This is a genomic window from Pseudomonas sp. Pso3, assembly GCF_055393275.1.
Genome location: NZ_AP043687.1, coordinates 1,120,179 through 1,143,154 on the forward strand (window position 1 = coordinate 1,120,179; position 22,976 = coordinate 1,143,154).

The 22,976-nt window shown below is 67.8% G+C and carries 21 protein-coding genes; 11 read left to right on the forward strand and 10 right to left on the reverse strand.

The window, feature by feature from the left end; translation table 11 throughout:
* Nucleotides 1-50: 50 nt before the first annotated feature.
* Nucleotides 51-413, forward strand: a complete 363-nt coding sequence (locus ACZ5R1_RS05265) for a PilZ domain-containing protein (RefSeq protein WP_007162035.1) — start codon at nucleotides 51-53, stop codon at nucleotides 411-413.
* Here ACZ5R1_RS05265 and ACZ5R1_RS05270 read toward each other — a convergent pair.
* From ACZ5R1_RS05270 to ACZ5R1_RS05280, 3 genes are read right to left on the reverse strand one after another with little or no spacing between them, the layout of a single operon-like run.
* Entirely contained in the window at nucleotides 398-1,216 is an 819-nt protein-coding gene (locus tag ACZ5R1_RS05270) for a hypothetical protein (RefSeq protein ID WP_027600777.1), read from the reverse strand. The two genes, ACZ5R1_RS05265 and ACZ5R1_RS05270, sit on opposite strands and share 16 nt — an antisense overlap.
* The gene (locus ACZ5R1_RS05275; RefSeq protein WP_027600776.1) at nucleotides 1,213-2,208 is read right to left on the reverse strand and encodes an AAA family ATPase; all 996 of its coding nucleotides are present in this window, start codon (nucleotides 2,206-2,208) and stop codon (nucleotides 1,213-1,215) included. The genes ACZ5R1_RS05270 and ACZ5R1_RS05275 overlap by 4 nt, the downstream gene beginning before the upstream one ends.
* On the reverse strand, nucleotides 2,186-3,406 hold the full coding sequence (locus ACZ5R1_RS05280) for a DUF4350 domain-containing protein (RefSeq protein WP_144961849.1): 1,221 nt from the start codon (nucleotides 3,404-3,406) through the stop codon (nucleotides 2,186-2,188). Before ACZ5R1_RS05280 ends, ACZ5R1_RS05275 begins: the two co-directional genes overlap by 23 nt.
* Nucleotides 3,407-3,514: 108 nt before the next feature.
* Here ACZ5R1_RS05280 and sbcB point away from each other — a divergent pair, with 108 nt between their 5' ends.
* Nucleotides 3,515-4,960, forward strand: coding sequence for an exodeoxyribonuclease I (sbcB, locus tag ACZ5R1_RS05285; RefSeq protein ID WP_442441549.1), 1,446 nt, complete (start codon nucleotides 3,515-3,517; stop codon nucleotides 4,958-4,960).
* Nucleotides 4,961-5,234: 274 nt separating this feature from the next.
* Here the strand turns inward: sbcB and mvaT are convergent, their stop codons facing one another.
* Nucleotides 5,235-5,618 carry a histone-like nucleoid-structuring protein MvaT gene (mvaT, locus tag ACZ5R1_RS05290; protein ID WP_007162030.1) on the reverse strand — a complete coding sequence of 128 codons (384 nt, stop codon included), beginning with the start codon at nucleotides 5,616-5,618 and terminating at the stop codon, nucleotides 5,235-5,237.
* 299 nt (nucleotides 5,619-5,917) lie between these two features.
* Between mvaT and purU the strand changes: the two genes are divergently transcribed.
* The gene (purU, locus tag ACZ5R1_RS05295) at nucleotides 5,918-6,769 is read left to right on the forward strand and encodes a formyltetrahydrofolate deformylase (RefSeq protein WP_007162029.1); all 852 of its coding nucleotides are present in this window, start codon (nucleotides 5,918-5,920) and stop codon (nucleotides 6,767-6,769) included.
* Nucleotides 6,741-6,980, forward strand: coding sequence for a hypothetical protein (locus ACZ5R1_RS05300; protein ID WP_464712836.1), 240 nt, complete (start codon nucleotides 6,741-6,743; stop codon nucleotides 6,978-6,980). Before purU ends, ACZ5R1_RS05300 begins: the two co-directional genes overlap by 29 nt.
* Here the strand turns inward: ACZ5R1_RS05300 and ACZ5R1_RS05305 are convergent.
* Both ACZ5R1_RS05305 and nadC read right to left on the reverse strand, forming a co-directional pair.
* Nucleotides 6,968-7,189 (reverse strand): hypothetical protein, encoded by a 222-nt coding sequence (locus ACZ5R1_RS05305; RefSeq protein ID WP_027600287.1) that lies wholly within the window; start codon nucleotides 7,187-7,189, stop codon nucleotides 6,968-6,970. The two genes, ACZ5R1_RS05300 and ACZ5R1_RS05305, sit on opposite strands and share 13 nt — an antisense overlap.
* 109 nt (nucleotides 7,190-7,298) lie before the next feature.
* On the reverse strand, nucleotides 7,299-8,156 hold the full coding sequence (gene nadC / locus ACZ5R1_RS05310) for a carboxylating nicotinate-nucleotide diphosphorylase (protein ID WP_027600288.1): 858 nt from the start codon (nucleotides 8,154-8,156) through the stop codon (nucleotides 7,299-7,301).
* 285 nt (nucleotides 8,157-8,441) lie between these two features.
* Here nadC and ACZ5R1_RS05315 point away from each other — a divergent pair, with 285 nt between their 5' ends.
* Nucleotides 8,442-10,628, forward strand: coding sequence for a DUF1631 domain-containing protein (locus ACZ5R1_RS05315; protein ID WP_077171659.1), 2,187 nt, complete (start codon nucleotides 8,442-8,444; stop codon nucleotides 10,626-10,628).
* A 62-nt stretch (nucleotides 10,629-10,690) separates the two neighbouring features.
* On the opposite strand, the gene ACZ5R1_RS05320 is transcribed toward ACZ5R1_RS05315, so the two are convergent.
* Nucleotides 10,691-11,983 (reverse strand): NAD(P)/FAD-dependent oxidoreductase, encoded by a 1,293-nt coding sequence (locus tag ACZ5R1_RS05320; protein WP_464712837.1) that lies wholly within the window; start codon nucleotides 11,981-11,983, stop codon nucleotides 10,691-10,693.
* Nucleotides 11,984-12,236: 253 nt separating this feature from the next.
* Complete coding sequence (locus tag ACZ5R1_RS05325; protein WP_027600291.1) at nucleotides 12,237-12,716, reverse strand: MOSC domain-containing protein; 480 nt, start codon at nucleotides 12,714-12,716, stop codon at nucleotides 12,237-12,239.
* 83 nt (nucleotides 12,717-12,799) lie between these two features.
* Between ACZ5R1_RS05325 and ACZ5R1_RS05330 the strand changes: the two genes are divergently transcribed.
* Nucleotides 12,800-13,276, forward strand: a complete 477-nt coding sequence (locus ACZ5R1_RS05330; RefSeq protein ID WP_027600770.1) for a hypothetical protein — start codon at nucleotides 12,800-12,802, stop codon at nucleotides 13,274-13,276.
* On the forward strand, nucleotides 13,276-13,836 hold the full coding sequence (gene ampD, locus ACZ5R1_RS05335) for a 1,6-anhydro-N-acetylmuramyl-L-alanine amidase AmpD (RefSeq protein ID WP_464712838.1): 561 nt from the start codon (nucleotides 13,276-13,278) through the stop codon (nucleotides 13,834-13,836). The genes ACZ5R1_RS05330 and ampD overlap by 1 nt, the downstream gene beginning before the upstream one ends.
* Here ampD and ACZ5R1_RS05340 read toward each other — a convergent pair.
* Both ACZ5R1_RS05340 and cra read right to left on the reverse strand, forming a co-directional pair.
* Nucleotides 13,833-14,630, reverse strand: coding sequence for a TatD family hydrolase (locus tag ACZ5R1_RS05340; protein ID WP_464712839.1), 798 nt, complete (start codon nucleotides 14,628-14,630; stop codon nucleotides 13,833-13,835). The genes ampD and ACZ5R1_RS05340 overlap by 4 nt on opposite strands.
* Nucleotides 14,627-15,619 carry a catabolite repressor/activator gene (gene cra / locus ACZ5R1_RS05345; protein WP_007162019.1) on the reverse strand — a complete coding sequence of 331 codons (993 nt, stop codon included), beginning with the start codon at nucleotides 15,617-15,619 and terminating at the stop codon, nucleotides 14,627-14,629. Before cra ends, ACZ5R1_RS05340 begins: the two co-directional genes overlap by 4 nt.
* Nucleotides 15,620-15,900: 281 nt before the next feature.
* Here cra and ptsP point away from each other — a divergent pair, with 281 nt between their 5' ends.
* The 4 genes from ptsP to ACZ5R1_RS05365 all read left to right on the forward strand — a co-directional run bounded on the left by ptsP (nucleotide 15,901) and on the right by ACZ5R1_RS05365 (nucleotide 22,931).
* Nucleotides 15,901-18,783: a phosphoenolpyruvate--protein phosphotransferase gene (gene ptsP / locus ACZ5R1_RS05350; RefSeq protein ID WP_464712840.1), complete on the forward strand. Its 2,883-nt coding sequence runs from the start codon at nucleotides 15,901-15,903 to the stop codon at nucleotides 18,781-18,783.
* Nucleotides 18,780-19,748: a 1-phosphofructokinase gene (gene pfkB, locus ACZ5R1_RS05355; protein WP_464712841.1), complete on the forward strand. Its 969-nt coding sequence runs from the start codon at nucleotides 18,780-18,782 to the stop codon at nucleotides 19,746-19,748. Before ptsP ends, pfkB begins: the two co-directional genes overlap by 4 nt.
* Nucleotides 19,745-21,502, forward strand: a complete 1,758-nt coding sequence (locus ACZ5R1_RS05360; RefSeq protein WP_464712842.1) for a PTS fructose-like transporter subunit IIB — start codon at nucleotides 19,745-19,747, stop codon at nucleotides 21,500-21,502. Before pfkB ends, ACZ5R1_RS05360 begins: the two co-directional genes overlap by 4 nt.
* Before the next feature lie 73 nt (nucleotides 21,503-21,575).
* Nucleotides 21,576-22,931, forward strand: coding sequence for a chloride channel protein (locus ACZ5R1_RS05365; protein ID WP_464712843.1), 1,356 nt, complete (start codon nucleotides 21,576-21,578; stop codon nucleotides 22,929-22,931).
* The last annotated feature ends 45 nt before the right edge of the window (nucleotides 22,932-22,976 follow it).

The window sequence follows — 22,976 nt, forward strand, 5'->3', positions numbered from 1 at the left end:
CAGGACGTTGTCGGTAAAGTGGCTTTACCGTGTGCAGGATGAATCGCACCATGACTCAGAATCGTCGTATCGAGCGCCACCAGCTGCCCTACTATCTGAAGGTGTTCAACCGCTTTACCGACAAGCCCATGGGCTACATCGGCAACATTTCCCGCGAGGGGCTGCTGATGATCAGCCAGCTGCCCATGCTGGTGAACGCGCGCTTCGAACTTCGGCTGAAGATTCCGGGGCAGGACGGTCAGCTGCATTTCGTCGACTTCGACGCCCGCTGCCAGTGGAGTCATGAAGACGTGACCCCGGGCAACTACGATTCGGGCTTCAGCGTCGCCGAGCCGCCGGCCGAATTCGCCGAATTGATCGACGTGCTGCAGCACTACTTCACCTTCGGCCGCCTCTCTCAGTCGGCGGCCTGATCCGGGTCACCGGCATTCCATAGCTGCAGCAGGCAGGTCTGCAGATCCGCCGTGGCGCCGGCCGCCAGCCAGCGGACGTGCCTTCGCTCCAGCCGCGCGGCCAGCCGCTCGCCCTGGATCCGGGCCTGCCAGGCGTCGGCATAGCGGCGGGCATCGCGCCAGCTGCGGATGTCGTCGAGTTCCGCCACCTGCTGGCGTGCGGTGTCGACCAGCCAGAGCTGCAGGCCGCGTCGGACCAGGTCCAGACGGCCGAGCCAGACCGCCAGCTCTTCATCCAGCGGTGCCGCCACCACCAGCACACTGCCCGGGCGCGCCTGACGGCAGAGCCGTGCCAGCGCTGCCCTGAGATCGCTCGTCGCACCTGGCAGCCGCACCGGCAGTTCGGCTGGGGTCAGGCGGCAAGCAGCCGTGCCTGCCGCCAGCAGGCGCAGCTCGGGATCGAGACCATAGAGCCGCAGCTCATTGCCGCTGGCTGCCAGGGCCTGCCCGAAACCCAGCATCTGCTGGTGGTCGCCTGACCGCTCGGCCGGTCCTCGTCCCTGCTCGGCCGGGCTGGCGATCAGCAGGTGCAGGGGGGTATCCGCGCGCAGGCGTGCCCTGGAGGCCGGCGCGGCGAGCGGCGGATGCTCACCACTCGCTCGCCGGCGCCGGCGGGCGTTCAGCCGCCCCATAACGCTCAGCACCAGCAGCAGCAGGGCACCCGCCGCCGGCAGGCCCTGCCAGCGCAGGGGCGCCAGTTCGCCCAGGATCAGGCTGAGCAGCGCCAGGGCGACCAGCGCTAGGGGCAGGCAGCGCTGGATCATGGGCGCGGTGCCGGACACTGTCCCAGCAGCTTGAGGATCTGGCCGTCCAGGCTGTCACCCTCGAATTCGCGTTCTGGCGTCAGCCGCAGCCGCGGCCGCAGCACGGCGGGCAGCAGGGTGCGCACATCCTCGGGCGTCACGCTGTCGCCACCCCGCAGAAAGGCCTGTGCCTGGGCCAGGCGCAGCAGGGCCTGACCGGCGCGCGGTCCGGCGCCCTGTTCGAAGGCCGGCCATTCCCGGGTGAGACGGATCAGGCGCACGGCATGCTCCAGGACCGGCTCCGCAACCGGCAGGCCGGCCACCAGTCGCTGCAGCGCCGGCAGATCCCGCGCCTGCAGCAGGGGGCGCAGCGCCGCCGCTTCCAGGGGGTCGCCCAGGCCCTGCTGCACGGCCAGGCGCAGGGCGGCCAGTTCCTGGCCTTCTGCCGGCCACTCCAGACGCAGTTGCACCAGGAAGCGATCCCGCAGCGCCAGTGGCAGCTCGCTGCCCGGGGGGCGGGTGGCGATCACCATGAAGGGCGCCGGCAGGGGCACCTGGCGACCGCCCAGGCTCAGCTGGCGGCCCTGCAGGGCGTCGTCCAGCAACTGGAGGACCACCGGCGGCGCCCGATGCAGGTCTTCGAGCAGGACCAGGGAATTGAACAGCGGACCCCGGCGCAGACGGGCACTGTCGCTGCCGAGGTCCGTGACGATTTCGCCGGCCACCTCGGCAGGGGTCAGGGCCGGATGGCAGTGCAGCCGGGCGAAACCGGCATCCAGGCTGGCCGCCAGGGCGCGGGTCAGCAGCGTCTTGCCGGAGCCGGTGGGACCTTCCAGCAACAGGTGACCGCCGGCCAGCAGGCTGGCGAGCAGTCCGTCCACGGCGGCGTCCTGCTGTGGCAGCACCTTGAGCAGGGCCTGCCGCAGGGCCTGCAGGCGGGTCAGGGCGCGGGCCTTGACGCCGGTATCGCCAGCGTCCACCGGAGTGGCGTCAGGAGGGGAACTGTCGGTCATCGGAAGTCCTCGGGAGCGGGGGACGCACGGCCAGGTGCAACAGGCGCAGCTGGACGATGCGGCGGGTGAAGTCGCGAGCGGAGAGGCGCGCCGGGCTTGGGCGCATCGCCTCGCCCACCGCGCGGGTGCTCAAGCCGCTCAGACGCGCAAGATATTGCCAGCGCTCGGCCACGCCCTGGTCGGCGAGTTCGGGGCGGCGGCGGTGCGCCTCGCGCTGGATATCGCGCTGCAGCGTGGCGATCAATTCGGGCCAGCGTTGGGCATCACGCCGTGGCGCCGGATTCTGCCGACGACGTCTCAGCCAGATTCCTGCCGCCAGCGTCAGCAGCCCAAGGGCCAGGCCATAGCGTTGCAAGGCGTCCAGCCACAGGGGGAGCGGTGGCGCCGGGGCGATCAGGGTCACCGGCGCGCCCTGGGTGAGGTACCACAGCAGCCAGGCATTGTCGTACTGGGCGAGATGGGCGTTGCTCCAGAGGTCGCTGTCCGACAGCAGGGTCACGCTGCCATCGCCCCAGGGCAGCATCAGCATATGGGTGGCGCTGGCGCTGCTGGCCCAGGCCACCGCCTGATCGCCGACATCGAACAGATGGCGACTGTCGTCGAAGCCGAGGTAGGCGGGAGCATCGTCTTCGGCGAGATAGAGTTGGGTCAGGTTGGGCCACAGGGGCAGCGCCATGATCGGCGGGGCGGCGCCGCCCAGTTCGCGGGTCGCCATGGGACGCACGCCCAGGGTCGCGCTGAGCGCCAGGGTGCTGTCATCGGCGACGGCCACCAGCCTGCCGCCCGCCTCGACCCAGTCCAGCAGCGCCTGGGCCTGAGCCTCCGCCAGGGGCGGGTTGCCGGCCAGCCAGAACCTGACGTCCTGGGGCGGTAATTCGGCGAGCTGCTCGGGCTGGCCCCGTTGCACCCGGCTGCCAAAGTGCTGCAGGTAAGCCGCCGCCAGCGCCTGGGGATCGGTGCTGCGGGTGGTCGCGGCGAGTTGGGTGGCGAGTTGGCGCGCGGTCCGGCTGTCGAGTCCCTGATGGGTCAGGCGCAGGCTGGCCGGGCCGCTGTCGGTCTGCGGCGGCAGAGGGCAGGACAGCGGCTCCTGCTGCGCGAGGCACGCCAGCGACAGGGTCAGCGCCCAGACGGCGGCGCCCAGGCGTACGCCGATACCTCGGCACCTGGAACGAACGGAGAGCCGATCGACTGAACGCATGGTAAGGGAGGATACGCGGTAGACGGACGCCAGAGCCTAGCGGGTGCGGGCGCCCGGGAGCAAGGCGCGCGACGATGCTAGACTGCGCCGATTCTAGGGGAGGGCGGTGTGACGCAAAGTATCTTCTGGTACGACTTCGAGACCACGGGCATCGATCCACGGCGGGATCGTCCGCTACAGGTGGCCGGGGTGCGTACCGATCTGGACCTCAACGAAATCGAAGCACCGCTCAATCTGCATTGCCAGCTGAGCGAGGACGTCCTGCCCCATCCGGCAGCCTGCCTGGTCACCGGTATCCTGCCCGCCACCCTGCAGCGCCTGGGGCTGCGCGAGCGGGACTTCGTCCAGCGTCTGCATGAGGAGTTGCGGCGTCCCAATACCTGCAGCGTCGGCTACAACAACCTCAGATTCGACGACGAAATGGTACGGCACAGCCTGTACCGCAACTTTCACGACCCCTATGCCCGCGAGTGGCAGCAGGGCAACAGTCGCTGGGATGTGCTTGGCCTGATCCGGGCGCTCTATGCCTTTCGCCCGGAAAGCCTGGACTGGCCGCAGGACGAGCAGCGCGTTTCCCTGCGCCTGGATCGCCTGACCGTCGCCAATGGCATCGAACACGCCCAGGCCCATGACGCCCTGGCGGATGTCCGCGCGACCCTGGCCCTGGCGCGCCTGGTCAGGCAGCGGCAGCCAAGGCTCTATGACTATCTCTGGACGCAGCGCCAGAAGAAGGCGGCGCTGGCGCGCATTCGTCTGCTCGAACCCCTGCTGCACGTCTCGGGACGCTTCAGCGCCGAGCGGCACTTTCTCGCCCCTGTCCTGCCGCTGGCCTGGCATCCGGTCAATCGCAATGCGTTGATCGTCTGCGACCTCGGCCTGGCGCCGGAGCCGCTGCTGGACCTGGACGTCGAGACCCTGCGCGAACGCCTCTATACCCGGCGGGATGCGCTGGCCGAGGGTGACCTGCCGGTGCCGCTCAAGCTGGTACAGGTCAACAAATGTCCGATTCTGGCGCCCTTCAGCGTCTTGCGTCCGGCGGACATGGAACGGCTGCAATTCGATCTGGCGGCCGTCTGGCGCCGCGTCCGCCAACTGCTCGACCAGCGTGCGACCTGGCAACCCAAGGTGCAGGCCCTCTATGCCGAGGCATCCGGATTGGCCGCCCAGGAACAGGAGGCCGAAGCAAGACTGTACGACGGCTTCATTGCCGCCGAAGAACGGCAACTCTGCGACCAAGTTCATCAATGTCCGGCGGAGCAACTTGGCAGCCGCGCCTGGCCCTTTCGGGATGAGCGACATCCAGAGCTGTTCTTTCGCTATCGAGCGCGCAACTTTCCCGAGTTGCTGACGGCGGAAGAAGAGGCTCGTTGGCGACAATTCTGTCGGCAGCGTCTGCTGGGTGAAGAGCAACAAGGTCATATGACCTGCACGCAGTTCCTCACCCTGACCGAACAATTGCGGCGGGAAGTCCCGGTTGATCAGGTGCCGATTCTCGAGGCCTGGTCCGCTCATGTTCGAGCGGTGATGCAGCGATTGGATCGGGCGGTTGCCTGAAGTCGCAAAAGCCGGATACCGATCCGAGACGTTTGTTAACCAAAAAAGAGTGGCAAGCAGCACATTCGGACGGACGCTATCCGACCGCGGTTGAAGCAGGGGACAAGTGATAGGGAAGTATCGCGCCGGAGATGAAAGCGCTTCGGGCGCTGTGGTGCGGGGTATCGATAACGGCGAGCAGTCACCAGGCCTAACCTGGGTCCGCGCCTGGCAGGCTGCGGTAAACGCCTGCCCGGCGGGCAAAAAAAACGCCGGCTGGCCGGCGTTCTTCTGATCAATCCAGCAGCGTTGCCCAGGATTCGACGTCGTCCGAACCCCATTTGGCTTTCCACTCTTTCAGCGTCTTGTGATTGCCACCCTTGGTTTCGATCACTTCGCCATTGTGCGGATTCTTGTATTGCTTAACTTTGCGCGCGCGCTTGGGCGTACTGCCGCTGCTGGCCTTGGGAGTGCGGGTCTGGCGGGCGGGCTTGGCTTCGGTATCGAGAATGCCGATGATGTCACGCAGGGATTTCTGATACTCACCCATCAGCGAACGGAGTTTCTTTTCGAATTCCAGTTCGCGCTGCAGTTTGTCGTCCTCTTGCAGCGACTTCAGGCGCTCCTGCAGTTCCTTGATGGCTTCTTCGGTCTGGCGGTATTCATTGATGAGCGACATAAACGGCCTTTGTTCTGAGTGATGCAGAGATGAAAGTCTGCACCGATCATAGATTGGCTATCGGGATAAGTAAACTGTCCGCCTGACAGGTCGATAATTGCAGCCCGTTTCGTCTAAACAGCGAAGTTGTCGAATACGCGTAACTTTCGACAGGGCATTGGCGGAACTTATCGGTTCTTACTTGTCCTTTGCAAAGTCTTTACCCTGGCCCTACAGTCGCGCGCTATGGTGCCCTGCGCCGCTCGACGCTGCCGGCGACTGCGCCTAGAATGCAGCCCCTTTTCGTTCGAGGTTGTGCTATGCAAACGTTTCGTCTGGTGATCGCCTGTCCGGACGGGGTAGGTATCGTGGCCAAGGTCAGCAACTTCCTGGCGACCTATAACGGCTGGATTACCGAAGCGAGTCACCATTCGGATACGGAGAGTGGCTGGTTCTTCATGCGCCATGAGATCCGCGCCGATTCACTGCCCTTCGATCTGGCCGGCTTCAGTCAGGCCTTCGCACCCATTGCACGGGAATTCTCCATGCAATGGCGGATCACCGATTCGGCCCAGCGCAAGCGCGTGGTGCTCATGGCCAGTCGCGAATCCCACTGCCTGGCCGACCTGTTGCACCGCTGGCACAGCGGCGAGCTGGATTGCGAGATCCCCTGCGTCATCTCCAACCACGACACCCTGCGCAGCATGGTCGAATGGCACGGCATTCCCTTCTTCCATGTGCCGGTCGATCCCGCCAACAAGCAGCCGGCCTTCGACGAGGTCTCGCGGCTGATCGATCTGCACCAGGCCGATACCGTGGTCCTGGCGCGCTACATGCAGATCCTGCCGCCGGATCTCTGCGCGCGCTATGCCCACCAGGTGATCAACATCCACCACAGCTTCCTGCCGTCCTTTGTCGGGGCCAAGCCCTATCACCAGGCGGCGCAGCGCGGCGTCAAGCTGATCGGCGCCACCTGCCACTACGTGACCGAAGAGCTGGATGCCGGGCCGATCATCGAGCAGGACGTGGAACGCGTCAGCCACCGGGACAACGTCGAAGACATGGTGCGCCTGGGCAAGGACGTCGAGAAGATGGTGCTGTCGCGCGGCCTGAGATACCACCTGCAAGAGCGGGTCATGGTTCATGGCAACAAGACCGTCATCTTCGACTGACCACGAACGGCCAGCGGCGGCGCCCGGTGCCGCGGCGCCGACACCGCGCCTGGGCGAGGGCTGCCTGTCGCGCTATGACCTGCAGGCCATGACTGAAGAGGGCGGCGCCGACTTCAGTGCCGCCGCCGCGCTCTGGCAGCAACTGCAGGCACGGCAAGAGCACGAGGACGCCCCGGACAGTAGGGATACGGACTCGACTCAGGCGTCCTGAGCGGTGGCCTCGGCGCTGGTCTTGGCCTTGAGATCGGCGATCTTGCGTACTTCGGAGGCGAACACCTCGTCCTGCACGGTCGGCCTTTTTTTCCAGGGCTTGCGGTCGGGCTTGGGTTGAGCGGCGTAGGTGACGATTTCGCCACCGTAGACATCCTGATAGCGCTGGGCCTGGCGTTCCAGTTCAGCGCGAAGTTGATCTTTGGTCACGGGTTCGATCTTGTTCGAGTGTCGCGAGAGGCGAGCGGTCGTCAGGACCGCTCGAAGCCGTTGCGCAAAGGGCGCGGCTGCGGAGTCTAGCCGCCGCGAGGTCCTTTGCCTATCCCACTCGATCCAGGACGCGCATGGACAGGTCGATGGCCTTGACGTCCTTGGTCAGGGTGCCGATGGAGATGTAGTCGACACCGGTCTGGGCGATGCCGAGCAGGGTGTCCTGGTTGACGCCACCCGAGGCTTCCAGCTTGGCCCGGCCGGCGGTCAGGGCCACCGCCGTACGCATGTCGGCCAGGCTCAGCTCGTCCAGCATGACGATGTCCGCGCCGGCGCTCAGGGCCTGTTCCAGCTCCTGCAGATTTTCCACCTCGACCTCCACCGGACGCCCCGGCGCCAGTTGCCGGGCGGTGGCCACGGCCTGGGCGATACCGCCACAGGCGGCAATGTGGTTTTCCTTGATCAGGAAGGCGTCGAACAGGCCGATGCGGTGGTTGTAGCAGCCGCCGCAGGTGACCGCGTATTTCTGGGCGCGGCGCAGGCCGGGCAGGGTCTTGCGGGTGTCCAGCAAGCGGACGGCGGTGTCCTGCACCAGATCGGCATAGTGGCGGCAGCGGGTGGCGGTGCCGGACAGCAACTGCAGGAAATTCAGGGCGCTGCGCTCGCCGGTGAGCAGGGCGCGCGCGGGACCCTGGAGTTCGAACAGCACCTGGTCGGGCGCGACCCGCTCGCCGTCGGCGACCTGCCAGCGGACCTCGACTGCGGGATCCAGCACCCGGAACACCTCGTCGACCCAGGCCGTGCCCGCCACTACCGCGGCCTCGCGGGTGATGATCCGCGCCCGGGCCTGCTGGTGAGCGGGGATCAGACCCGCCGTGAGATCACCACTGCCGACGTCTTCGCGCAGTGCGGCGGCGACGTTTTCGGTGATGACCTGGGCGAGATCGGCAGAGGTGGCGCTGGACATGAACGGACTCCGGTAGGGATAGCGGCGGACGCGCGGGCAACTTTAGGGGAGGTTGACGATCTGAGATAGACAACGTTGAGTTATTCTAAGGGCAGGCGCTGACAGACAGGTGCCTTGTGAACCCTGTCATGTACTGTGCAGATGCCGATTGGTCGATGCCTTAGCAGAGCAAATAATGGCACATCGACAACGTTTCACCTCGCGGCCAGGGCGGCCAACGTTGTTCAATGCTCCTGTAGTGGAACGCGATTCAGCCGAACGCAAGAACGGTTGTGGGAGGCGGTGGTGCAGAACGACGTAAACGTAGTTCATTTCAAGGCGCTCGGGGAGTCCTCTTCCCGATTGCCTGCAGTGCTTTTACCGGTCAGGGATCGCGCCGCTCAGCGACTCAACGCCTCCTTGCAGCAGCTGTTCGACAACGCCGACGATGCGCTGTTTGAAATGGCCGATCGCGCCGGCAGCAACCAGGAACAGAGCCTCTATTTCGAAGCGATGCGCGACCTGCGTCTGCGCCGCAAGAGTATCGAGCGCAGCTTTCTCCAGCAGTATTTCGAGCGTTTCGCCGCGCTGAACAACCTGGTCGGCAGCAAGCCGGAGATGCGCCTGGACAGCGTCTCCTACGAAGACCTCAGCCTGGTGCAGAACGATGCGCTGGAAGAGAGCGTCGCCGTGGACACCATGGTGGCCAAGGCGCTCAGCAACAACGCCATGGCCATCAGCCACCTGACCATCAGATTCAATACCCAGCTGTCGAGCAAGCTGGACGACTCGACCCATCCGCTGGGCCCGCGCCGTCTGTGCGAGGCCTTCGTCGAAGCCTGTCGCGATCTCGACACCGACATCAAGGTCAAGCTGATCATCTACAAGCTGTTCGAGCGTTTCGTGCTCAATGGTCTGGGTCAGCTGTACGCGGAATCCAATCGGCAGCTGGTCGACGCCGGCGTACTGCCCCAACTCAAGGCCATCCCCCAGCAGGTGCCGAGCCGCTCGGCCAAGGGCTACAGCGGGCGCACCCCGGCCCACGTCAACAGCGAAGACGACGGTCAGGAGCTCTTTGGTACCCTGCAGGGCCTCCTGGCCCAGCTGCGCACGCCGGGCAGCGCCACGCTGGGTGGCGGCATGGCGGTCGATGAGGGTGCCGCGACCGGTGATGGCCAGGCCATCACCAGCTACGACCTCATGCGGCTGCTGTCGCACCTGCAGCAGCAGATTTCCGGCCAGTCCCTGGAGGGCTATGACCTCAAGGCGCAACTGGGGGTGGCCCTGGGCCGCATCAGCGAGCGCTCGGGTCGAAAGCGCGTGGTGGGGCAGGTCGACGAAGACGTCATCAACCTGGTGGCGATGCTGTTCGAATTCATTCTCGACGACCTCACCCTGCCGGATTCGCTCAAGGCGCTGATCGCTCGCCTGCAGATTCCCATGCTCAAGGTCGCGGTCCTCGACAAGACCTTTTTCAGCCGTGGCAGCCATCCGGCCCGGCGGCTGCTCAACGAGATCGCCGCCGCCTCCCTGGGCTGGGGCGAGCAGAGCGATCTGCAGCGCGACGGCCTGTATCAGAAGATCGAGCAGATCGTGCAGCGCCTGCTGTCCGACTTCGTCGACGATCCAGAGATCTTCGCCGAGCTGCTGGCCGACTTCATGGCCTATGTCAGCGACGAACAGCGGCGCAGCGAATTGCTCGAGCAGCGCACCCGCGATGCCGAGGAAGGCCGGGCGCGCGCCGAGATCGCCCGCTTGCAGGTCGAGCACGTCCTGAGTCAGCGTCTGCAGGAACACTCTCTGCCGGCCGCAGTACAGCGTGTCCTGCGCGAGGCCTGGAGCCAGGTGCTGCTGCTGACCTGCCTGAAGCAGGGCTACGACTCCAGCGAATGGCGCGCAGCCCTCAAGACCATGGACGATCTGATCTGGAGCATCCAGCCGCACCACGACGTGGCGTCCCGCCAGCGTCTGCTGGAGATGGTGCCCGGCTTGCTCAAGGCGTTGCGGGAAGGCCTGGCCAGCGCGGCCTTCGATCCCTTCTCCACCTCCGAATTCTTCACCGAACTGGAATCCCTGCACGTCCAGACCTTTCAGCAGACCCGTCCCGAGCTGGCGGATGCGGCAGCGGACAACGCGAGCGTGGCACCTGCCTCGCCTCCCGCCGAGGAACCCTTCGAGCTGCCACGCGCAGGCGAACGGATCACCGGGCTGACCAGCGACTCCCTGGAGTGGGTGGATGCCCTTTCGGTAGGCGCCTGGCTGGAGATCCAGGACGTCGAGCAAAAGCTGCGCTGCAAGCTGGCCGCGGTCATCCGGCCCATGGGCCGCCTGGTGTTCGTCAATCGGACCGGCATGAAGGTGCTGGATCGCACCCGTGAGGAGCTGGCGCTGGATTACCAGGAAGACCGGGTACGGCTGCTGGACGATGCCTTGCTGTTCGACCGGGCCATGACCTCGGTGATCGGCAACCTGCGGGGCCAGTCGCCTTCCTGAGATCGCTGCGACACAAAAAAGCCGTCCCTCGGGACGGCTTTTTTCATGCCTGGGCCAGGGGCCTAGTGCAGTTTGAGGCGCGGCTCGGTCTTGCGTCTCAGGTGATCGCCGGCAAACAGCGCCAGGGCGCGCAGCGGGCCATAGAGGGCCACCTGGTGCATCCGGTAGAGCGAGACATAGAAGGTCCGCGCCAGCCAGCCTTCCAGGGTCAGACTGCCCAGGGCGCCGCCCATGAGATTGCCGACCGCGCTGAAGCGCGACAGCGAGATCAGCGAGCCGTAGTCCTTGTAGACGTAGTCGGGTAGCGGCTTGCCTTCCAGGCGTGCCTTGAAGGTCTTCACCAGCAGCGAGGCCTGCTGGTGGGCGGACTGGGCACGCGGCGGCACGGTACGGGTATCGCCGGGGGTCAGCGGGCAGGCCGCGCAGTCGCCCAGGGCGAAGACATTCGGGTCGCGGGTGGTCTGCAGCGTCGAGTTGACCACCAGCTGGTTGATGCGGTTGGTCTCGAGACCCGCCAGGTCCTTGAGAAAGGCCGGTGCGCGGATGCCGGCGGCCCAGACCTTGAGGCTGGCCGGGACGAATTCACCCGCGGTCTGCAGGCCGTCGGCGCGGACTTCCTTGACCGCCGAACCGGTCAGCACCCGCACGCCGAGTTTTTCCAGGGTGCGATGCGCCTGGCCGGCGATCCGCTCGGGCAGGGCCGGGAGGATGCGCGGACCGGCTTCGACCAGGGTGATGCGCAGGTCTTCGGGGCGGATGCGATCCATGCCGTAGGCCTGCAGCTCTTCGGCGGCGTTGCGCAATTCGGCCGCCAATTCCACGCCGGTGGCGCCGGCACCGACGATGGCCACTTCGATGAATTCACCCGGCTGCTCGCTGACATGGGCACGCAGGTAGTGGGTCAGCAGCTTGCGGTGGAAGCGCTCGGCCTGAGCCCGGGTGTCGAGGAAGATGCAGTTTTCCGCGGCGCCCGGCGTGCCGAAATCGTTGGTGGTGCTGCCGATGGCCAGTACCAGGGAGTCATAGGCGATCTCCCGTTCCGGGACCAGGACGGCGCCGTCGTCCTCGATGGCGGCCAGTTGCACCTTGCGGCGCTCGCGATCCAGGCCGGTCATGCGTCCGAGCTGGAATTCGAAGTGATTCCACTTGGCCTGGGCGACATAGCTCAGTTCGTCTTCGGTGGAGTTGAGCGAGCCGGCGGCCACCTCGTGCAGCAGCGGTTTCCACAGGTGGGTGGCATTGGCGTCGATCAGCACGATCTGCGCCTGATCGCGCTTGCCCAGGCTACGGCCCAGGCGGGTAGCCAGTTCCAGGCCGCCGGCGCCGCCGCCGACGATAACGATGCGATGGGTCATGGAGAGCACTCATAGAGAAGGAAAGCGTGAGCCGGACCGGGCGCGTCGCCGCGTGCGGCGCAGTCCCGGGCTGGTGAAAATCTGGGGTCGTCGAAGCGCGCGAATCGAGACATCTAGCAAGGAAGATGGGCGAAAAGTCGTCAAATTCAAGGGAAGCGGCCTGCATCTGCTCTGGCAGGGACGTCTGCGGCGACGAGAGGTAGCGCTAGTTTAACCGGGCTGGCCCGGCCATTCGACCCTAGGGAAACTGGGGTCAATCCAGGACCTCCAGCCGATCGCCCAGGCGGATGATGCCGCTTTCCAGGACCCGGGCCGTGAGGCCGCCGTGGCCGCGCATGGCCTGGAAGGTCCCTGGCCCGAGACGTTCTTCCAGGCGCGCACAGGGCTGGCACCAGCCGGTGGTCTCCAGCACCGCCTGGCCGATGCGAAAGCGCCGGTTCTTCAGGCTGAACAGATTGATCCCGGCGATGGCCAGATTGCGGCGCAGGTCGGCGGGTGCGACCGCCTTGCCGATCAGCGCGGCCACCACCGGCAGGTGTTCCCACTGGATCAGGGTGACCTGGCGCTGGTTGCGCGGGGTGGGCCGGGCGTGATCGCCGGTCAGGCCGGCGTCACGCCGGGCCTCCACCGCGTCGATCTCGACCATGGGTGCGCGCGCGCTGGGTCGCACGCCGATCCAGCGCACCTCGCCCGACTGGGGAACCTGGGCCAGCAGTTCTTTGAGAGGGATCATGGGGCTCCTCGACGCGATGGTGGTGCCAATCCGAGCGGTAGGGCAGGATAGCGGCCTCGATAGACCGTTCAAGAGAGGATGCCATGCGCGCTGGAGTTCTGGCGTTGTTGCTGTCGTGTCTGCTGCTGCCCCTGACCGCTCTGGCGCTCGAACCGGGTGAGCGGGTGGCGCCCTTCACCCTGCTCGATCAGCGTGACCAGCCCTATACCTTCGACGACCAGCTGCAGGTCCTGCTGCTGGCGCGCAGCATGAGCGGCTCGGGGCTGGTCAAGGAAGCCATGCGCGATCAGCCGGCAGGCTATATCGACGGTACCCGGGTGGCCTACATCGCCGACATCAGCAGCATGCCGGCGGCCATCACCCGGATGTTCGCCGTGCCGGCCATGCGCAAGTATGGCTACCGGGTCCTGCTCGACCGCGAATCGCGCATCGTGCCGCGCTTTCCCGGCGCGGCCGACAAGGTGCTCTGGGTGACCCTCGACCATGGCCGTTTCGTCGGTCAGCGGGAATTCAGCGACGCCAGCGCGCTGCGCGACGCGCTCAAGGCCAAGGCCCGCTGATGGACGGGGTGTTCGTCGATGGCTGGTATCGCGAGGCGCGGCTGTGTCCTTCGCCCAACCACAACGAACGCCCGGCAGGGACGGAAGTGTCCCTGCTGGTGATCCACAACATCAGCTTGCCGCCCGGGCAATTCGGCACCGGCTGCGTCCAGGCCTTCTTCCAGAATTGCCTGGATCATTCGGCCCATCCCTTCTTTGCGGAGATCGCCAAGCTGAAGGTGGCGGCGCACTTTCTCATCGAGCGCGACGGGACGGTGACCCAGTTCGTCTCCTGCGCCCAGCGCGCCTGGCATGCCGGCGTCTCGTCCTTCGAGGGACGCGAGAACTGCAACGACTTCTCCCTGGGCATCGAACTGGAAGGCACGGACGACCTGGCCTACACCGACGCCCAGTACCGTGCCCTGGGGCGGCTGACGCGGGCGCTGCAGCGCGCCTATCCGGCGATCACCGCGGAACGTATCCAGGGCCACAGCGACATCGCCCCGGGGCGCAAGACCGATCCCGGTCCGGCCTTCGACTGGGCGCGGCTGCAAGGCGAATTGGCGGTCGAGGAAAACTAGGCGAGGCCGGCGGCGTCCCAGCCGAACACTGCGCAGGCATTGCGGGTGGTGACGGTGGCCAGGGTCTCGGGCGAGACCTGCCAGAGCGGCGCCAGGGCGGCGCAGATGGCCGGCAGATGGGTGGGGCTGTTGCGCACGTCCGGATGCATGGCGGGCGGCATGTCGGGCGCATCGGTCTCCAGCACGATGCCCTCCAGCGGCAACTGTGGCAGTACCCGCTGCAGTCTCTTCGCCTGCGGCCAGGTGGGTGCGCCGCCCAGGCCGATCTTGAAACCCAGGCGCAGGTATTCGCGGGCTTCCTCGAAGCTGCCGGAAAAGGCATGGGCGATGCCGGCCCGGGGTGGCTTGAGACGCTTCAGGATCCTGACCACATCGGCATGGGCGCGGCGCACGTGCAGCAGCACCGGCAACTCCAGCTCCATGGCCAGGCGCACCTGCTGTTCGAAGAACCAGGCCTGGCGCGCCTTGTCCGGCGCCTCGATGAAATAGTCCAGACCGATCTCGCCCAGGGCGCAGAGGCGGGGATCGCTCCGGCGCTCCAGGCAGAAGGCCCGGAGCGCTTCGATATCGGCTTCCTGATGACGCTGCAGGTACAGGGGATGCAGGCCGGGCGCCGCATGGAGGCCGGCATTGGCCGTGGCGACCCGCCAGAGTTGCGGCCACTGGCTGCGTTCGACGCCGATCAGCACCTGGCGGACCACTCCGAGGCGCGCGCACTCGGCCAGCAGCGCCGGGCGCGCGATGTCGAAGTCCGGATAGTCCAGGTGATTGTGGGTGTCGATCAGCAGGCTCATGACAGGCGGCGTTTGAGGACCCTCGGAATGGCTTGGACACCGGGCAGATAGTGGTCGTTTTCCAGGGCGTCCAGCATCAGTTCCAGGGCGCGCTCGGTGATGACCTCGTGCTGCTGGGAGATGGCGTTGACCTTGAACGGCAGATAGTCCAGCAACTGGGTATCGCCAAAGGTGGCCAGGCGCAGGGTATCGCCCTCGGCCAGCGGATGATCGCGCAGCACGTCCAGCACGCCCTGCAGCAGGACGTAGGAGGTGGTCAGCAGCGCCTCGGGCCAGTGGCCGAGTTCCTCGATCATGGCCAGCGCCTGGGCGCGACCGCCTTCCCGGCTGTAGTGGGGCGCATGCCGCTCCCAGTGGCGCGCCGGGTGATCGGCGAGGGCGGCGGCGAAGCCGGCGGCGCGGGCGCGGCTGATGGCGAGGTCGGGGCGGGCGCCGATCAGCGCGATGCTGTGGGTGTCCGGCGTCAGCAGGGTGGCTGCCAGTTGCCGGCCGGCGGTGTGGTCGTCGCTGACCACCGAGCAGAATTGGGCCGGATCGAGCTGGCGATCGATGGCGATGATCGGGATGTTGTGTTCCTGCAGCTGGCGGTAGGGGGCGTCGTCTTCGGCCAGGCTGCTGGCGGTGAACAGGCCGTCGCAGCGGCGGGCGCGAAACAGCGCGATGAGCTGGCGTTCGCTGTCGGGATTGTCATCGGTGCAGGCGATCAGCAACTGATAGCCACGCGCCCGTGCCCGGCGTTCCAGCTGCTTGGCCAGGCGTGCGTAGCTGGGGTTTTCCAGATCCGGCAGCAGGAAGCCCAGGGTGTGGGTGGCCCCGCGGCGCAGGCCGGCGGCGCGCTGGTCGGGCTGGTAGCCGTGGGCTTCGACCACGGCCATGACCCGCGCCACGGTGGCTGCGCTGATGCGCCTTTGCGCCGCCTTGCCGTTGATGACGTAGCTGGCGGTGGTGAGGGATACGCCGGCCAATTGGGCGATGTCGCTGAGTTTCACGCCTGTTCCTCGTGGGACCTGAATGGCCTGGCGCTGTACGGCGCTGGCGAGACGGTCTTTATTGTGTGTTGTGCTTCAAGGATCGGCGATTATCGAGTAACGTTCCAGTCCCATTGGGTGAAACGTTTCAGCTTTCTGTTGTCCGAGGGCTGGCACGAATCTGCCAAGGGCCCTGTCACGCCTCTCCCGACGCGGTTGCAGGGCTGAGCGAGCCGGCAAGCATCTATTACAAGAAAGGCACGGCGCCAGGATCAGGCGCGCGGCGCCGGAGGTATCCTTCCATGTTCGAACTCAATGCCCAGCATATCCGCATGGCCCAGCAGGCGCCGGACAAGGCGACCGCCCTGGCCATGCTCGCCGAGTCCCTGGTGACCGATGGCCTGGTCGCCCCGGGTTATCTCGACGGGCTCAAGGCCCGCGAGGCCCAGGGCTCCACCTACCTCGGCCAGGGTATCGCCATTCCCCATGGTACGCCCCAGACCCGCGACCAGGTGTTCGTCACCGGCGTGCGGATGATGCAATTCCCGCATGGCGTGGACTGGGGCGACGGTCAGCTGACCTACCTGGCCATCGCCATCGCCGCCAGATCCGACGAACACCTGCGCATCCTGCAGCTGTTGACCCGCGCCCTGGGCGAGAGCGATCTGCAACAGGCGCTGCGCGACGCCCGCGAACCCCAGCAGATCCTCGACCTGCTGCAGGGGGCGCCCCAGGCCCTGGCGCTGGACGAAGAACTGGTGCAGCTGGCCATCGATGCCGAGGACCTGGAAGACCTGGCCTGGCAGGGTGCGCGCATGCTCAAGCACATGGAATGCGTGGGGGCCGGTTTCGCCGGAGCCCTGCAGGCCAGCCAGCCGCTGCCCCTGGGCGACGGCCTCTGGTGGCTGAACAGCGAGACCGCGGTGAAACGTCCCGGCCTGGCCTTCGTCACCCCACTGCAGACCCTGCAGGTGCAGGAGCAGCCGGTCCGTGGCCTGTTCTGCCTGGCCAGCCTGGGCGAGGGCCATCGCGCCCTGCTCGAGCGCCTTTGCGATCTGCTCGTCGCTGGCCGTGGCCAGGAGCTGGCCCAGGCCACCTCCCGCCGCGCCGTGCTCGAAGCCCTGGGCGGCGAAGTCGCCCCGGACTGGCCCAGTGCCCAGGTGGTGCTGGCCAATGCCCACGGCCTGCATGCGCGTCCGGCCAAGGAGCTGGCGCGGCTGGCCAAGGCCTATGACGGCGAGATTCGCGTGCGCGTCGACCACGGCGCTCCGGTCTCGGCCAAGAGTCTGTCGCGGCTGCTGGCGCTGGGCGCCCGGCGCGGCCAAACCCTGGAATTCCTGGTCGAGCCCGGCACCCCGGCCGAGGCCGCGCTGAACGATCTGGTCGGCGCCGTACAGGCCGGTCTTGGCGAAGAGGTGGAACCGGTCACCGCCAGCGCCCCGGCTCCGGCCGGTGCCGCGCGGGTCACCGCCATCAGCCTGGTGGACCCGTCCGAGCAACTGCCGCTGGCCCCGGGCGATCGCGCCCAGGCCGTGGCCGCCGCCCCCGGCTTGGCCGTGGGCCCGGCCCATGTGGTGGCGCCCCAGCACTTCGACTATCCCGCCACCGGTGAAGGCGCCGCCGCCGAGCGCCAGCGGCTGGACGCGGCCCTGGCCGCGGTACGCGCCGATATCGAGGCGCTCATCGCGCGCAGCGAGGCCAGCGCCCTGCGCGAGATCTTCCTGACCCACCTGGAGATGCTGGAAGACCCGGATCTGCAGCAGGGCATCGCCACCCGGCTCAAGGCCAACGCCAGTGCCGCCGCGGCCTGGGACGCCCAGATCGAGGAGGCGGCCAGCCAGCAGGAAGCCCTGCACGATCGGCTTCTCGCCGAGCGCGCCGCCGACCTGCGCGACGTCGGTCGTCGGGTACTGGCCCAGCTGTGCGGCGTCGAATCCGCCCGCGAACCCGAGGAACCCTATGTGCTGGTGATGGACGAGGTCGGCCCGGGCGATGTGGCGCGGCTGGACCGCGAGCGCGTCTGCGGCATCCTGACCGCCCGTGGTGGCGCCAGCTCCCACAGCGCCATCGTCGCCCGCGCCCTGGGCATCCCGGCCATCGTCGGCGCCGGCCGCCGGGTGCTGGACCTGGCGCCGCGCAGCGTGCTGCTGCTGGATGGCGACAAGGGCACCCTGGAAATAGCCCCGGACGCCAGCCGTATCGAGGCCGTGCAGCGCGAGCGCGAGGTCCAGGCCGAGCGCCGCCGCGCTGCCGAGGCCCGGCGTTTCGAAAGCGCCACCACCCGCGATGGCCACCATGTCGAGATCGCCGTGAACCTGGGTGATACCGCCCAGGCCGCCGCCGCGGTGGAGCAGGGCGCCGAAGCCGTCGGCCTGCTGCGCACCGAACTGGTGTTCATGAGCCATGACAGCGCGCCCGACGAAGCCGCCCAGGAGCAGGAATACCGCCGTGCCCTCGATGGCCTGGCCGGCAAGCCGCTGGTGGTGCGGACCCTGGACGTCGGCGGCGACAAGCCGCTGCCCTATCTGCCACTGCCACCGGAAGAGAATCCCTTCCTCGGCATTCGGGGCATCCGCCTGACCCTGCGCCGTCCCGAACTGCTGGAAACCCAGCTGCGCGCCCTGCTCAAGGCCGCCGATGGCCGGCCGCTGCGGATCATGTTCCCCATGATCGGCCGGGTCGAGGAGTGGCGTCAGGCCCGTGACATCCTCGCGCGCCTGCGCCAGGAGATCCCCACCACCGATCTGCAGGTCGGCATCATGATCGAGGTCCCCTCGGCCGCGCTGCTGGCCCCGGTGCTGGCGCCGGAAGTGGACTTCTTCAGCGTCGGTACCAATGACCTGACGCAATACACCCTGGCCATCGACCGCGGGCATCCGCTGCTGTCGGGCGAGGCCGACGGCCTGCACCCCAGCGTGCTGCGCCTGATCGACATGACGGTGCGCGCCGCTCATGCCCACGGCAAGTGGGTCGGCGTCTGCGGCGAGCTGGCCGCCGATCCCCTGGCGGTGCCGGTGCTGGTCGGCCTGGGCGTGGACGAGCTGTCGGTTTCGGCGCGCAGCGTGCCCCTGGTCAAGGCCCGGGTCCGCGAGCTGGAGTTGCGCCAGGTGCAATCCTGCGCCGCGCGCGCCCTGGAGCTGGGTACCGCTGCCGAGGTGCGGCAGAGCGTGGAGGCCCTGCGATGAGCCGCATCCTCACCCTGACCCTCAACCCGGCGCTGGACCTCACCGTCCAGTTGCCGGAGCTCAAGCCCGGCGCGGTGAATCGCAGCGAGGCGGTGATCGTCCATGCCGCCGGCAAGGGCATCAACGTCGCCCAGGTGCTGGCCGATCTCGGCCATGAACTGACGGTGAGCGGCTTTCTCGGGGCCGACAACGCGGCCGCCTTCGAAGCCCTGTTCGCCCGCCGCGGCTTTACCGACGCCTTCGTACGGGTCGCCGGCGAGACCCGCAGCAACCTCAAGCTGGCCGAGGCCGCGGGCCGCATAACCGACATCAACGGGCCTGGCCCGGAGGTGTCCGCCGCCGCCCAGCAGGAATTGCTCGAGACCCTGGATCGCCTCGCGCCTGGCCATGACGCCGTGGTGGTGGCCGGCAGCCTGCCGCGTGGGGTAAGCCCCGAGTGGCTGGCCGCCCTGGTCGGCCGCCTCAAGTCGCTGGGCCTGCCGGTGGCGCTGGACACCAGTGGCGCCGCCCTGCGCGCCGCCCTGGCCGCCGGTCCCTGGCTGATCAAGCCCAATACCGAAGAACTGGCCGAAGCCTGCGGCGCTCCGGCCGAGACCGCGACCGAGCAGGCGCTGCTGGTCGAACAGCTGCGGGCCCTGGGCATCGAGCACCTGGTGATCTCCCAGGGCGCCGATGGGGTGCGCTGGTATGGCGCCCAGACCCTGGAGGCGCAGCCGCCCAAGGTCACCGTGGCCAGCACCGTCGGCGCGGGGGATTCCCTGCTGGCCGGCATGCTGCACGGCCTGCTCACCGGCCAGGCGCCGGAGCGCACCCTGACCACGGCCACCGCCATCGCGGCCCTGGCCGTGACCCAGATCGGCTTCGGCATCAATGATCCCGCGCAACTCGCCGTCTTCGAATACCAGGTGCAGGTGCGTGTCCTTCCCGACTTTCCGCTAGAACAAGAATCAGGGGTAAACCCATGAACATCGCCATCGTCACGACCTGCCCGACCGGCATGGTCACCAGCGTGCTCAGTGCGCGCCTGCTGGACGCCGCCGCCCAGCGCCGCGGCTGGACCACCAGCGTCGAGATCCACGACGGCCCCGAGGCCACCCTGCTGACCGACGACCAGGTGGCGCGCGCCGAACTGGTCGTGGTGGTCCACACCGGCGCGGTCGACCTGTCGCGCTTCGTCGGCAAGCGCGTCTACCGCGCCGCCCCGGCCGAAGCCCTGCGCGATGTCGACGCCTTCCTGCAGCGCGCGGCCAGCGAAGCCAAGGTGCTGGAACAGGCCCCGGCGGCGGGTGGCGCTGCCCCCAGCGCTCCCGCCAGTGCCAGCGAAACCCCGCGGCTGGTGGCCATCACCGCCTGCCCGACCGGGGTCGCCCACACCTTCATGGCCGCCGAGGCGCTGCAGAACGCGGCCAAGAAGCTCGGCTATCGCCTGCACCTGGAGACCCAGGGCTCGGTAGGGGCACGCAATCCGCTGCCGGCCGAGGCCATCCGCGACGCCGACGTGGTGCTGCTGGCCACCGACATCGAGGTCAATGCCGAGCGTTTTGCCGGCAAGCGCGTCTATCGCTGTGGCACCGGGGTCGCCCTCAAGCAACCCGAGGCGACGATCAAGAAGGCCCTGGCCGAGGGCGAGACCCTGGCCGGCAGCGCCGCGCCAGCGGCGGGCGAGGGCGCCAAGCCAGCCAAGAAGGAAGGCGCGGGCGTCTACAAGCACCTGCTCACCGGGGTGTCCTACATGCTGCCGATGGTGGTGGCGGGCGGTCTGCTGATCGCCCTGTCCTTCGTCTTCGGCATCGAGGCCTTCAAGGAGCAGGGCACCCTGGCCGCGGCGCTGATGCAGATCGGTGGTGAATCGGCCTTCAAGCTGATGGTCCCGGTGTTGGCCGGCTACATCGCCTACTCCATCGCCGACCGTCCGGGTCTCGCCCCCGGCATGATCGGCGGCTGGCTGGCGGCCAGTCTGGGCAGCGGCTTCATCGGCGGTATCATCGCCGGCTTCCTGGCCGGCTACGTGGCCAAGGCCATCGCCCAGCACGTCAAGCTGCCGGCCAGCGTCGAGGCGCTCAAGCCGATCCTGATCATTCCGCTGTTCGCCAGCCTCATCGTCGGCCTGGTGATGATCTATCTGGTCGGCACCCCGGTGGCCGGCGCCCTGAGTCGACTCACCGACTTCCTCAACAACCTGGGCACCAGCAACGCCGTGCTGCTCGGCCTGATCCTCGGCGCCATGATGTGCATCGACTTCGGCGGCCCGATCAACAAGGCCGCCTATGCCTTCACCGTCGGCCTGCTGGCGTCCAAGACCTACGGGCCGATGGCCGCCACCATGGCCGCCGGCATGGTGCCGCCCATCGGCATGGGCATCGCCACCCTGCTGGCCCGGCGCAAGTTCGCCCAGAGCGAGCGCGAGGCGGGCAAGGCGGCGTCGGTGCTGGGGCTGTGCTTCATCTCCGAAGGCGCGATTCCCTTCGCCGCCAAGGATCCGCTGCGGGTGATCCCGGCCAGCGTGATCGGCGGTGCCCTCACCGGTGCCCTGGTGATGCTGTTCAACTGCAAGCTGATGGCGCCCCACGGCGGCCTCTTCGTGCTGCTGATCCCCAACGCCATCAGCCACGCCTGGCTGTACCTGGCGGCCATCGCCGCCGGCAGTCTGGTGACCGGGGTCATCTACGCGGTGCTCAAGCGCAACGAAGCCGCCACCGAGCTGGTCCCCGCGGCCTGATCCGGACCCTGGCGATACCGCTGTAACAAGAGGTTACACTGGGAGGCTCTCGCCTCCTGGTGGCCTCTTCTCCATGTCCGATCCCGTCTATCCCGATACCGATCCCGAAGTCGCCGCCCGGCGTCGGCTGCATCTGCTGCGCCATCGCCGGCGCCGTCGGCTGCGCGAGTGGCGCCAGCGCGTCGCCTTCTGGGTCGGCGCGGTGCTGGTGGGCCTGGCGGGTCTGGGCTTCGCCTGGCTGGCCGATGCCTCCTTCGGCCTCTTTCAGCAGCTGCTACAGCACAGCGCCCTCTGGCCCTGGCTGGTGACGCCCCTGGGCTTCGCCGGACTGGTCTGGCTGACCCAGGGCGCGCTGCGCGATGCCCGCGGCAGCGGTATCCCCCAGGTCATCGTCACCCTCGAACGACCCGAAGCGGACCTGCGCGCCCGGCTGCTGGCGCCCCCCATCGCCCTGGCCAAGCTGCTGCTCACGGCCGGCGCCCTGCTGGTGGGTGGCTCGGTAGGGCGGGAAGGACCCACCGTGCATGTCGGCGCCGCCTTGCTCTACGGCTTCGGCAAGCGGCTCGGCCTGCATGGTCGCCGCACCCTGTCCGGACTCATCCTCGCCGGGGGCGCCGCCGGCATCGCCGCGGCCTTCAACACCCCCCTGGGCGGGGTGGTCTTCGCCATCGAGGAACTCACCCACACCTTCGAGCAGCGCTTCAGCGGCCTGGTGCTGACCGCCGTGCTGCTCGGCGGCATCGTCACCCTGGGCATCGTCGGCCCCTACAGCTATCTCGGCGCCCTGGACCTGCACCTGACCTGGGGCCTGGGCTGGATCGGCGTAGCGGTGATCGGCGTCATCGGCGGACTGCTCGGCGGTTGCTACGGTCGCCTGGTGCTGCCCACCGAGCGGGGCTGGCTGGGGCGCCTGAATGCCCTGCGCGGGCGCCGCCCGGTGGCTTTCGCCGCCGGCTGTGGCCTGGTGCTGGCGGCGTTGGGGCTGTTCTCCGGCCAGCACGTGTTCGGTACCGGTTACGCCGAGACCCATGCCATCCTGGCTGGCGAACCCGTGACCGGCGGCGACTTCCTGCTGTGGAAATTCCTCGCCAACGTCGTCTCCTACCTGGCCGGGGTGCCGGGCGGCCTATTCTCGCCCTCGCTGGCGGTGGGGGCGGCCCTGGGCCCCTGGCTGGTCGACTGGCTGCCGGGTATCAGTCTGCCGCAATGCGCCTTGCTGGGGCTGGCCGCCTACCTCGCCGGGGTCACCCGCACCCCGCTGACCGCCACCGTCATCACCCTGGAGCTGGCCCACAGCCCGGACATGGCGCTGCCGGTGCTGGCGGCCTGTCTGCTGGCCGCCGCCGTCTCCGGCTGGCTGATGCCGGTGCCGCTCTACCATGCGCTGTCGCAGCAGGTGCTCAACGCCCTGACGCCCCGCCGCGACTAGGCCCTGTACGAAAAATGCCTGCGCTCGGTGATGCTTCGTTGAAAA

Bases quoted from the DNA above. Each gene is read 5' to 3' on its own strand.
- ACZ5R1_RS05280 (WP_144961849.1), bottom strand. From the start codon at position 3,406: ATGCGTTCAGTCGATCGGCTCTCCGTTCGTTCCAGGTGCCGAGGTATC.
- mvaT (WP_007162030.1), bottom strand. From the start codon at position 5,618: ATGTCGCTCATCAATGAATACCGCCAGACCGAAGAAGCCATCAAGGAA.
- ACZ5R1_RS05270 (WP_027600777.1), bottom strand. From the start codon at position 1,216: ATGATCCAGCGCTGCCTGCCCCTAGCGCTGGTCGCCCTGGCGCTGCTC.
- pfkB (WP_464712841.1), top strand. From the start codon at position 18,780: ATGAGCCGCATCCTCACCCTGACCCTCAACCCGGCGCTGGACCTCACC.
- ACZ5R1_RS05360 (WP_464712842.1), top strand. From the start codon at position 19,745: ATGAACATCGCCATCGTCACGACCTGCCCGACCGGCATGGTCACCAGC.
- ptsP (WP_464712840.1), top strand. From the start codon at position 15,901: ATGTTCGAACTCAATGCCCAGCATATCCGCATGGCCCAGCAGGCGCCG.
- ACZ5R1_RS05265 (WP_007162035.1), top strand. From the start codon at position 51: ATGACTCAGAATCGTCGTATCGAGCGCCACCAGCTGCCCTACTATCTG.
- ACZ5R1_RS05365 (WP_464712843.1), top strand. From the start codon at position 21,576: ATGTCCGATCCCGTCTATCCCGATACCGATCCCGAAGTCGCCGCCCGG.
- ACZ5R1_RS05325 (WP_027600291.1), bottom strand. From the start codon at position 12,716: ATGATCCCTCTCAAAGAACTGCTGGCCCAGGTTCCCCAGTCGGGCGAG.
- ACZ5R1_RS05300 (WP_464712836.1), top strand. From the start codon at position 6,741: ATGGCAACAAGACCGTCATCTTCGACTGACCACGAACGGCCAGCGGCG.
- ACZ5R1_RS05340 (WP_464712839.1), bottom strand. From the start codon at position 14,630: ATGAGCCTGCTGATCGACACCCACAATCACCTGGACTATCCGGACTTC.
- ampD (WP_464712838.1), top strand. From the start codon at position 13,276: ATGGACGGGGTGTTCGTCGATGGCTGGTATCGCGAGGCGCGGCTGTGT.
- ACZ5R1_RS05330 (WP_027600770.1), top strand. From the start codon at position 12,800: ATGCGCGCTGGAGTTCTGGCGTTGTTGCTGTCGTGTCTGCTGCTGCCC.
- ACZ5R1_RS05320 (WP_464712837.1), bottom strand. From the start codon at position 11,983: ATGACCCATCGCATCGTTATCGTCGGCGGCGGCGCCGGCGGCCTGGAA.
- purU (WP_007162029.1), top strand. From the start codon at position 5,918: ATGCAAACGTTTCGTCTGGTGATCGCCTGTCCGGACGGGGTAGGTATC.
- nadC (WP_027600288.1), bottom strand. From the start codon at position 8,156: ATGTCCAGCGCCACCTCTGCCGATCTCGCCCAGGTCATCACCGAAAAC.
- ACZ5R1_RS05275 (WP_027600776.1), bottom strand. From the start codon at position 2,208: ATGACCGACAGTTCCCCTCCTGACGCCACTCCGGTGGACGCTGGCGAT.